A 10,434-nucleotide genomic window follows, 5' to 3' on the forward strand; every position below is an offset into this window, starting at 1 on the left:
AAGGCCAGGTCGGGCCGGTGCCACCGCCCCAGCACGAGGGTGGGGGGTATGCCTGGCCCTACCCCGGGTCTCGCCCCCGGCGTACTGCGCCGGGCCACCGCCGGACGGTTTCGTTGACGCATGCACACCGACACCACCGACACCTCCGACGCCGTAGAAGACCTCGGCACCCGCGACGCGATCCGATTGCGCGCCGTCAGCAGGCGGTACGGGTCGGGCGACGGCGCCGTGACCGCGCTCGACCGCGTCTCGCTCGCCTTCCCGCGCGCCACCTTCACCGCCGTCATGGGCCCTTCGGGCTCCGGCAAGTCGACCCTGCTGCACTGCGCCGCCGGTCTCGACCGCCCCACGTCGGGCTCGGTCACCGTGGCCGGGACCGAACTCACCGGGCTCAGCGCGACCGGGCTGACCCTGCTGCGCCGCGAACGCGTCGGATTCGTCTTCCAGGCGTTCAACCTGCTGCCGTCCCTCACCGCCGAACAGAACGTCGCGCTGCCCCTGCGGCTGGCCGGCCGCCGCCCCGCCAAATCCCGGGTGCGCGAAGCGCTCGCACAGGTCGGCCTCGGCGACCGGGCACGCCACCGGCCCGCCCAGCTCTCCGGCGGCCAGCAGCAGCGGGTCGCCCTGGCCCGCGCCCTGATCACCCGCCCCGACGTGCTCTTCGCCGACGAACCGACGGGCGCCCTCGACTCACGTACCGGCCGCGAGGTACTGGGGCTCCTGCGATCCATGGTCGACGGCGGATCAGGCGCCGAGGGCTCCGAGGGCTCCGAGGTCAGGGATGACGGGACCGGCCGGACCGTCGTCATGGTCACCCACGACCCGGTGGCCGCCGCGTACGCCGACCGCGTGGTCTTCCTCGTCGACGGACGGGTCCACGGCGAGCTGGCCGGGGCGGGCGCCGGGGACATCGCCGCGCACCTGGCCGGACTGGAGGCCGTCCCGTGCTGAGCGTCGCCCTGTCCACCCTGCGCGCCCGCTGGACCACCTTCGTCGGCAGCTTCGTCGCGCTCGCGCTGGGCGTGGCGCTGATCGCGGTGATGGGCCTCGCCCTCGCCTCGTCGTCGACGGCGCCCGACCGGAAACCGGAACGGTTCGCCGCCGCACCGGTCGTCGTCAGGGGCGCGGACACGCTGCGGGTGCCCACGGCCGCCGGTGACCGCGTGGTCGACCGGGTGGGGAAGCTCGACCGGCCGCGTACCGTGCCCGCCGCGACCGTCACGAAGCTGAGGGAGCTGGGCAGGGTCGTGGAGGACCGGTCGTTCCCGGTACGGGCCCGGGGTGGGCCGGACGATCTGGTGGGTCACCCCTGGTCGACCGCCGCTTTCGCCCCGTACACGCTCGACGCGGGGCGCGCGCCGCGTGCGGCGGACGAGGTCGTCGTCAGCGGTGACTGGGCGCGGCCGGGCACGCGGGTACGGACCGATCGCGGGACGGTCCGGGTGGTGGGGACCGTCCGGATCGGCGGCGCCGAGCGGGACACCGGCTGGGGGAAGTGGGCCGGGTCCGGCCAGGGTCACCAGGCGCAGGGCTTCGAGAACGCCGTCTTCTACCCCGACGACCGCGCCGCCGCCCTGTCGCCGCGCAGCGTGCAACTCGTCGTGGACGCGGACCCGGCGGCGGTGCGGGCGGCGGTGCGCGACAGCGCGGGCACGGCGGAGGTCGCGGGTGTCCAGGTGCTGACCGGTGACGCGCGCCGGTACGCCGACGCCGACCCGGACCGGGACAGCGAGACCCTGACCGCGATGAACGCCCTGTTCGGCACCGCCGGCGGCGTCACCGCCTTCGTGTCGGTCTTCGTGGTGGCGTCCACCTTCGCGTTCGCGGTCGCCCAGCGGCGCCGGGAGTTCGGGCTGCTGCGCACGGCGGGGGCGACCCCGGGCCAGATCCGCCGGACGGTGTTCTTCGAGGCCCTGGTGGTGGGCGTACTCGCCTCGGCCACCGGCTGCGTGCTCGGCTCGTACGCCGCGCCGCCGCTCGCCGCCCGGCTGGTCGACGGCGGTCTCGCACCGGGCTGGTTCACCATCGGCGCGCACACCTGGCCGTACCACCTGGCGTTCTGGACGGGCCTGTTGGTCGCCTTGTGCGGTGTGGTGGCGGCTTCGTGGCGGGCCGGGCGCACCGCGCCCGCGCAGGCGCTGCGCGAGGCGTCCGTGGACACCCGGACGCTGACCCGGGGGCGGCTGGTGTGCGGTGTCGCGCTGCTCGCGACCGCCGTCGTGACGCTCGCTCTGGCGCTGGTCAGCGACCCGGGCGACCTGCTGCACCGCAAGACGTACGTCAGCCGCCCGATGCTCCTGATCACCGCCGTCGCCCTGCTCGCCCCGGTCGCGGTGCGCCCGCTGGTCCGGCTGATCGCCTGGCTCCCGGCCCGGCTCCCCGGCGCGGGCGGCATGGTCGTACGGGAGAACGCAGCCGCCGGTGTGCGGCGCACGGCGGCGGTCGCGGCGCCCGTCCTGGTCACCGTCGCCCTGGCCGGTTCGCTCCTCGGCGCCACGGCGACGCTGAACGGCGCGAAGGCCGCGGAGACGCGGGAGCAGACGGCCGCGGACTTCGTGGTCACCCCGGCGAACGGCGAGGGCTTCGACGCGGCGGCCGTACGGAAGCTGCGTGCTGTGCGCGGCGCGGAGATCTCCGCGACCGCCTCCGGCGCCGTCCACGTCCTGGAGGACGGCACGGCGCTGATCAGGTCCGATGCCCGCGCCGCCGACCCGGCCGCCCTCGCCGCCACCACACGGCTGCCGGTCGAGGCAGGGAAGGTGAGCGATCTGGACGACGGTTCGATCGTCGTCAACGCCGAGTGGCAGCGGCACACCGTGGGGCAGCGGGTGCGGGTCTGGCTCGGCGACGGCACGGAGAAGTCGCTGCGGATCGTCGCCGTACTGGCCACCGGCACCGGGAACAACGGCGTGTACGTCACCCCGCGCAACGCACCGGGCGCCCCCGTCGACCGGATCGACGTCGCCCTCGCGGACGGCGGCGACACGGACGCCTCGGCCACCGTGGCCGCCGAGCTGCACGCCGTGGCGAAGGCGTCGGGCGGGCGGGTCCTCACCAAGGAGCAGTGGGTGGCGGCGACTTACCCCGAGACGAACCGGACGACCCGGCTCGGCCTCCTGCTGGTGCTGGGCATCGCCCTCCTCTACACCGGTATCTCCGTGGCCACCACCATGGTCATGGCGACCTCGGACCGGGTGCGCGACCTGGCGGTACTGCGTCTGGCCGGGGCCACGCGGTGGCAGGTGCTCCGGCTGGTGGCCGCCGAGGCGCTGACGGTGGTGGCGGTGGGCGGAGTGCTGGGCCTGCTGGTCGCGGGGGCCAATCTGGCGGGGATGGGGACCGCGCTGCGCCTGCTGTCCGCACCGGCCACGGTCACGCTGCCCTGGACGGCCGTCGGAACGGCCGTGGCCGCCTGCGCGGTGCTCGCCGTCGTCGCGTCCGTCGTGCCCGCCGCCCTCGTCCTGCGGCGCGGCGCCACGGAACAGGCCGGGGTACGGGACTGATCACGCCACGACGGGCGGCGGGGTGGCCGGGATCTTGCGTTCGGATCAAGCCATTTCACGCACCCGGGAGCCCGGTCCGATCCGTACGGGAGGCACCGGCCCCGATCGGTGCCGGTGCCGGTCACCGCGTACCGTCGAGACATGACGACCGCCGCACCCGCCACTTCCGGCACCCCGACCCCGCCGACGGCAACCGCCCCGACGGCCAAGGGAATCGGCCCGCTGCTGCGGAGCTGGCGTGAGCGGCGCCGGATCAGCCAACTGGAACTGGCGCTGCGCGCGGACTCCTCGGCCCGCCACATCAGTTTCGTCGAGACCGGCCGCTCCCGCCCCAGCGAGGACCTGATCCTGCGGCTCGCCGACCATCTGGACGTCCCGGTCCGTGAGCGCAACGCCCTGTTGCTCGCCGCGGGCTACGCGCCCCGCTTCCCGGAGACGCCCCTGGACGACCCGGCGCTGTCCGGGCTGCGCGCCGGTCTCGACCAGCTTCTGCGGGGCTACGAGCCGTATCCGGCGGTCGTCGTGGACGCCACGTACCAGGTGGTGGCCGCGAACCGTGGCATCGCGATGCTCCTGGAGGGCGTCCCCGAGTGGCTGCTCGCGCCGCCGCTGAACTCGATGCGGCTCACCCTGCACCCGGATGGCCTGGCGCCCAGGATCCGGAATCTGCCCGAGTGGCGGGGCCATCTGCTCGACCAGATGCGGCGGCAGATCGCCCTGGACCGCTCCGACGCGCTGCGGGCCCTGTACGAGGAGGTGGCCGCGTACCCCTTCACGGACGGGCCGGACACCTCCGCCACCCCTGACGGCGCCGCTGACGGCCCTGACGGCACAGACCCGCAGGTCACAGCCCCGCCCCTGCCCTTCGCGCTCCCCCTCCGGATCGAGCACGACGGGCAGGTCCTGTCCTTCGTGTCGTCCATCTCCACCTTCAACACACCGATGGACGTGACCGTGGCAGAACTGGCCATAGAGACGTTTGTCCCTGCGGATCCGGCCACAGTGACCTATCTTCGGGCACTCGGGACATGAGCGGAACGTTAGTTTCCATGTGATGGCCGGAGTGTCCCCGGACAGTAGCGGGTCCATGACACACTGCGCGGGGACTCGGCGCGTGGGGAGGCGTGAGGTGAGTGAAAGGCGGCCGGCGCCGACCGTGGGTCAGGTGGTGCTGGGCAGACGTCTTCAGGAACTGCGGGAGTCGAAAGGGCTGACACGTGAGGAGGCGGCGGGCGCTCTGCGCGTCACCGCGGCCACGGTCCGCCGCATGGAGACCGCCGAGGTCACCCTGAAGGTTCCGTACGTACAGGTCCTGCTGATGACGTACGGCGTCTCCGAGCACGAGGTCGACGGTTTTCTGTCGCTGGTGGAGGAGGCCAACCGGCCGGGCTGGTGGCAGCGGTACCACGACGTCCTGCCCGACTGGTTCAGTCTCTACGTCAGCCTGGAGGGCGCGGCGCAGGTCATCCGCGCGTACGAGCCGCATTTCGTACCCGGACTCCTCCAGACCGAGGCGTACGCCCGTGCGGTCATGACCGCCGGGACGCTCGGCCAGTCGCAGTCGAACGAGATAGACCGGCATGTCGCCCTGCGGATGGACCGTCAGGAGCTGCTGACGCGCCCCGACGCGCCCCATCTGTGGGTCGTGATGGACGAGACGGTGCTGCGGCGGCCCGTGGGCGGGCCCGCGCTGATGCGGGAGCAGGCGCAGCGTCTTGTGGACGCCGCCGAGGAGCCGCGCATCACGCTCCAGATCGCCGAGTTCGCCCGGGGCCCGCACCCGGGGACGTACGGGCCCTTCGCGCTGTTCCGCTTCGCGGAGCCGGAGTTGCCGGACCTCGTGTACAGCGAGTTCCTGACCGGTGCGGTGTATCTGGACGCGCGGCCCGAGGTGGTCACGTATCTGGAGGTCCTGGACCACATGTCCGCGCTGGCCGCGTCGACCGACCGGACGGTCGAACTGCTGCGGGAGTACCGCGACTCGTGGAAGACGTGAGCGTTCCGGGGGGTGCGCGGGTGTCGTCCGCGTAAGGCGCGCGCAAAGCGTTCACGCTCTCGTCTACGCGGCCCCGGCGCCGCCCTTCGTGTCCCGGTCGTCGTCGTCCACGATCTCCGCGTCGACCACGCCGTCGTCGTCCCCGCGCGCCTCGTCGGGCCCGCCCGAGCCGCCCGTACCGCCCGCCGCGCCCGCGCCGTCCTGCGGGGCGCCCTCGCCCGCCGACGCCGACGCGTACATGGCCTGCCCCATGCGCTGGCTGACGGTGGCGAGCTTCTCCACACCGCCGCGCAGCGCCGCCGTGTCGGCCTCGTCCGCGAGGAGCGCCTTGAGTTCGCCGACGGCCGCCTCCACCTCCGTACGGGTCTCCGCGGGGATGCGGTCCGTGTTGTCCCGGAGGAACCGCTCGGTCTGGTAGACGAGTTGTTCGGCCTGGTTACGGGTCTCGGCGGCCTCGCGGCGCCGGTGGTCCTCGTCCGCGTACTGCTCGGCCTCGCGCATCATCCGGTCGATGTCGTCCTTCGGCAGCGCGGAGCCGCCGGTCACGGTCATCTTCTGTTCGCGTCCGGTGGCGAGGTCCTTGGCGGAGACGTGCATGATGCCGTTGGCGTCGATGTCGAACGCGACCTCGACCTGCGGCACCCCGCGCGGCGCGGGCGGCAGCCCGGTGAGGTCGAAGACGCCGAGCTTCTTGTTGTACGCGGCGATCTCCCGCTCGCCCTGGAAGACCTGGATACCGACGGACGGCTGGTTGTCGGCGGCGGTCGTGAAGATCTCCGAACGCCGGGTGGGGATCGTCGTGTTGCGTTCGATGAGCTTGGTCATGATGCCGCCCTTGGTCTCGATGCCGAGGGACAGCGGGGTCACGTCGAGCAGCAGGACGTCCTTGACGTCGCCGCGGATCACCCCGGCCTGGAGGGTGGCGCCGAGCGCGACGACCTCGTCCGGGTTGACGCCCTTGTGCGGGTCCTTGCCGGTGAGTTCCTTGACGAGGTCGGTGACGGCGGGCATCCGGGTCGAGCCGCCGACGAGGATGACGTGGTCGATCGCGGCGAGTTTGACGCCGGCGTCCTTGACGGCCTGGTGGAAGGGCGCCTTGCAGCGCTCCAGGAGGTCGGCGGTGAGTTCCTGGAACTGGGCGCGGGTCAGCTTCTCGTCCAGGTGCAGGGGGCCTTCGGCGGACGCGGTGATGTAGGGCAGGTTGATGCCGGTCTCGCTGGACGAGGACAGCTCGATCTTGGCCTTCTCGGCGCCCTCACGGAGCCGCTGGAGGGCCATCTTGTCCTTCGCGAGGTCGATGCCGTGCGCGTTCTTGAACTGCTTGACCAGGTGGTCCACGATCCGCTGGTCCCAGTCGTCGCCGCCGAGCAGCGTGTCGCCGTTGGTGGCCTTCACCTCGATGACGCCGTCGCCCATCTCCAGGAGCGACACGTCGAAGGTGCCGCCGCCCAGGTCGAAGACGAGGACGGTCTGTTCGTCGCCCTTGTCGAGTCCGTAGGCGAGGGCGGCGGCCGTGGGCTCGTTGATGATGCGCAGCACCCGCAGCCCGGCGATCTCACCGGCCTCCTTGGTGGCCTGGCGCTGGCTGTCGTCGAAGTACGCGGGCACGGTGATCACGGCGTCCGAGACGTCCTCGCCGAGATACGCCTCCGCGTCCCGCTTGAGCTTCTGGAGGACCCGTGCGGAGAGTTCCTGCGCGGTGTAGCGGGTGCCGTCGATGCTGCCCTCGTCGGGGAAGCGCCACGCCCCGTCGCCCATGTGCCGCTTCACGGAGCGCGCGGTGCGGTCCACATTGGTGACGGCCTGGCGTTTGGCCACCTCGCCGACGAGGACGTCACCGTTCTTCGCGAAGGCGACCACCGACGGCGTCGTCCTGGCTCCCTCGGCGTTGGCGATCACCGTGGGGTCGCCGCCCTCCAGGACGGCCACCACCGAGTTCGTGGTCCCGAGATCGATCCCGACCGCACGCGACATGTCCGTACCCCTTCCGGCCCACCCCGGTCTGCCTCTCTGTCCCTCCTTCCATCACAAAACTTGAGTGCGCCACTGTCAACCCCACAGCCGGACATTCCCGGAGACAGAACAGTGCCGCGCCCCGTGAGGAGACGCGGCACCGGGTCGTGCACCGGAACGGAGGTCAGGCGAGCTTCGCCGCCAGCGTGATCGTCGTCCCCGTCAGCGCCTGGCTGACCGGGCAGTTCTTCTTGGCGTCCTCGGCCGCCGCGACGAACGCGTCCTCGTCGATGCCGGGCACCGTGCCCTCCACCGTGAGGTGGATGCCGGTGATGCCCGTACCGGGCTGGAACGTCACATCGGCCGAGGTCACCAGCTTCGTGGGCGGGGTCCCCGCACCGGCCAGGCCGTGCGACAGCGCCATGGAGAAGCAGCTGGAGTGCGCGGCGGCGATCAGCTCCTCGGGGCTGGTCTTGCCGTTCGCCGCCTCGGCCCGGGACGGCCAGGACACCGGCTGGTCGCCGATGCCGGAGGAGTCGAAGGTGACGACGCCGTTGCCCTGGAGGAGGTTGCCTTCCCACACGGTGTGTGCGGAGCGCGTGGTTGCCACGATGAATCCCTTTCGGTTCAGGACCCGTTGCCGGGTTCCGTGGCCACCATCCGACCACATCCCGCGTCGGCGCACGAGGAAGACGGGTCCCCGGGGTCGCGGGCGGTCAGGCGACGGACGCCTGCTCACCCTCGCCGTCGGCGTCGCCCTCACCTTCGCCGTCGCGGTCGGCGGCCGTGGACACGGGCGTGGTGAGCGGCACCTGAGGTCCGTCGGCCACCCGCAGCCAGTGCCGCAGCACCCGGTGGACGTGTTCGGCGCCGACGAGTGCGCCGCCGTCGGCGACCGGGTCCGGCAGCTCGACCGGGGAGAGCAGGAAGGGGCGGCCCTGGGCGCCGCCGAGCCCGCCGTGCGAGCCGATCTGCTCCTCGAACGCGAGGACTTCGCCGTCCTCGGGGTCGTACCAGGAGTTGACCATGATGTCGGCGACGTGCGGGAAGCCGTCGGTGCGGCGGACGGCGTCGGCGGCGCCCGGCCCGAAGTCGGCGAGCGGTCCCGGATCGGCGTCCAGGTCGGCGAGCGGGACCTCCGCGCCGTGCGCCCCGAGCACGAGCCCGCCGTGCCGCTCACTGGCGACGAGGACGAAGCCGACGCCCGGATGGTTGGCGAGGGTGGACAGCAGGGCCGGGTGGCGGGCGTCGATCTCCTCGCGGGTCATACGGTGCGGGACGTCCGGGAAGGACACCAGGCCGAGGTTGCCGGATGCCAGCACGATCGGTTCCGAGTGGCGGGACGGGCGGTGCTGCTCGGCGCCCTCCTCGACCGGCCTGCGCAGGGCCGCGCGGACCGCGGCTCGGGCTTCGGCGCCGCTGTGGGTGCGGCGGGCGCGGCGCGGTACGGGCAGCCCGCAGCCGGCCCTGACCAGATTGCCGAGGGAGAGCCCGTAGCGGCCGAGGAAGGTCTCGCCGGGGCTCTGCCCGTGGTCGGAGAGGACCACGATCCGATACGGCCGCGGGCTGTGCTCGGCGACCTTCTCGATCAGCGCGAGCGACCGGTCCAGACGCTCCAGGACCTTCTCCGCGTCCCGGCTGCGCGGGCCGGAGTGGTGCGCCACCTCGTCGTACGCGACGAGGTCCGCGTAGACCGCGCTGCGCCCGGCGAGCATGTCGCCGATGACGGCCGCCACCACGACATCGCGTTCCACGACGGTCGCGAAGGCCCGGATGAACGGGTAGAGACCGCCGCGCGAGACCCGGGGCCGGCGCTTCTTGACCTTCGCGTACGTGGACTGCCCGATCTCCCGGCCGACCTCGGCGAAGAAGGACAGCACGGTACGGACGGCGTTCGCCGGGTCGCTGAAGTAGGCGAAGTAGCCCGCCCGTGAGCGGTTCTCGCGGCCCCGGCGGGCGGCGACCGACAGGACGAGGGCGAGCTGGTCGGCGCCGCCGCTGAACAGGTTGCCGCGGCTGGCGCCGTCGACGGTGAGCAGGCCGCCGTCGCCGGTGTAGCGGACGGCGCGGCGCTGGAGTTCGGCGGCGCTGGTGGGCCGGTTGCAGACCATGACCTCGCGGGTGTCCTTCTCGTACCAGCGGAAGGCGGGGATGTCGTGGTTGCTGCCGTGCAGGATGCCGAGCTGGCTGGCGCCGGTCTGGCTGGACCAGTCGGTGCGCCAGGGCGTGAGCCGGTGCGTGGGCTCGCCGCCGGGTTCACCGCCGGATTCGCCGAGCCAGGCCGCGAGGGTCGGTACGAGCCCTCGGCGCACCGCGTCGGTGAGGACGTCGTGGCCGACGCCGTCGAGCTGGAGGAAGACGGTGCCGGGGGTGGGCGGGCAGGCTTCGGCGGCCTGGCGGCGGCGTCGCCGGTCGGCGAGCCGGTAGAGCCTGCGGCGGTACGCGTCGTCGTCGCGGACCGCGAGGGCGCCGCCGGTCGCCGACGCGACGGCGGACATCACGGCGGCGACGACCACGGCGGTCTCGGGGGCGACGTCGGTCCGCCCGGAGGGGTTGAGCCGCAGCGCGAGCAGGAGCAGCGAGCCGTTGAGGAAGAAGACGAGGAGCCCCAGGACGAGCGCGGGCACGAGCAGCAGGGTCCGCACCAGGAGCGGCCAGACCAGGGCGGACAGCAGACCGAAGGCACCGGCGCCGAGGGCGGCCGTGATCGCGATACGGGTGGCGCTGTCACCGTCGGCCGACTGGAGCCGGAAGTCCGGGAGAATGCCGGCCAGCACGAGCATCGTGACCGTACTGACCGCCCACACGGCGATCGACCGCCACACCGCACTGACGACCGTCCGCCATCGCCCTCGCACCACGCCGAGCCCCACCTCACCTGGACCTGGGGTCTCTCGTTTGGATCAGGCCGGGCTCGCGGGCCCTGGCACCGCACCTCGCCGCGTTGTCGTCGGTCGCCAGGGCGCCGCCCTGACTCCCTCC

General features: G+C 72.9%; 7 protein-coding genes. 4 read left to right on the top strand and 3 right to left on the bottom strand.

Annotated elements, in window-relative coordinates; translation table 11 throughout:
• Positions 1 to 120: 120 nt before the first annotated feature.
• The 4 genes from ACIQNU_RS39390 to ACIQNU_RS39405 all read left to right on the top strand — a co-directional run bounded on the left by ACIQNU_RS39390 (position 121) and on the right by ACIQNU_RS39405 (position 5,499).
• Positions 121 to 951, top strand: coding sequence for an ABC transporter ATP-binding protein (locus ACIQNU_RS39390; RefSeq protein ID WP_401376168.1), 831 nt, complete (start codon positions 121 to 123; stop codon positions 949 to 951).
• A complete protein-coding gene (locus tag ACIQNU_RS39395; protein WP_401376171.1) occupies positions 945 to 3,503 on the top strand; it encodes an FtsX-like permease family protein in 2,559 nt (852 codons plus the stop codon). Before ACIQNU_RS39390 ends, ACIQNU_RS39395 begins: the two co-directional genes overlap by 7 nt.
• A 141-nt stretch (positions 3,504 to 3,644) precedes the next feature.
• Complete coding sequence (locus tag ACIQNU_RS39400; RefSeq protein WP_401376173.1) at positions 3,645 to 4,535, top strand: helix-turn-helix domain-containing protein; 891 nt, start codon at positions 3,645 to 3,647, stop codon at positions 4,533 to 4,535.
• 97 nt (positions 4,536 to 4,632) lie between these two features.
• Positions 4,633 to 5,499 carry a helix-turn-helix domain-containing protein gene (locus ACIQNU_RS39405; RefSeq protein ID WP_401376176.1) on the top strand — a complete coding sequence of 289 codons (867 nt, stop codon included), beginning with the start codon at positions 4,633 to 4,635 and terminating at the stop codon, positions 5,497 to 5,499.
• Positions 5,500 to 5,562: 63 nt separating this feature from the next.
• Here the strand turns inward: ACIQNU_RS39405 and dnaK are convergent, their stop codons facing one another.
• From dnaK to ACIQNU_RS39420, 3 genes are all read right to left on the bottom strand, one after another.
• On the bottom strand, positions 5,563 to 7,473 hold the full coding sequence (dnaK, locus tag ACIQNU_RS39410; protein ID WP_401376179.1) for a molecular chaperone DnaK: 1,911 nt from the start codon (positions 7,471 to 7,473) through the stop codon (positions 5,563 to 5,565).
• A gap of 163 nt (positions 7,474 to 7,636) precedes the next feature.
• Positions 7,637 to 8,062, bottom strand: coding sequence for an OsmC family protein (locus ACIQNU_RS39415; RefSeq protein WP_401376180.1), 426 nt, complete (start codon positions 8,060 to 8,062; stop codon positions 7,637 to 7,639).
• Between the two features lie 106 nt (positions 8,063 to 8,168).
• On the bottom strand, positions 8,169 to 10,313 hold the full coding sequence (locus tag ACIQNU_RS39420) for a phage holin family protein (protein WP_401376183.1): 2,145 nt from the start codon (positions 10,311 to 10,313) through the stop codon (positions 8,169 to 8,171).
• Positions 10,314 to 10,434: the final 121 nt, after the last annotated feature.

This window comes from Streptomyces sp. NPDC091292 (assembly GCF_044757265.1).
Lineage (GTDB): Bacteria > Actinomycetota > Actinomycetes > Streptomycetales > Streptomycetaceae > Streptomyces.

Coding starts and splice junctions, on each gene's coding strand:
- ACIQNU_RS39400 (WP_401376173.1), top strand. CDS start 3,645: ATGACGACCGCCGCACCCGCCACTTCCGGCACCCCGACCCCGCCGACG.
- dnaK (WP_401376179.1), bottom strand. CDS start 7,473: ATGTCGCGTGCGGTCGGGATCGATCTCGGGACCACGAACTCGGTGGTG.
- ACIQNU_RS39390 (WP_401376168.1), top strand. CDS start 121: ATGCACACCGACACCACCGACACCTCCGACGCCGTAGAAGACCTCGGC.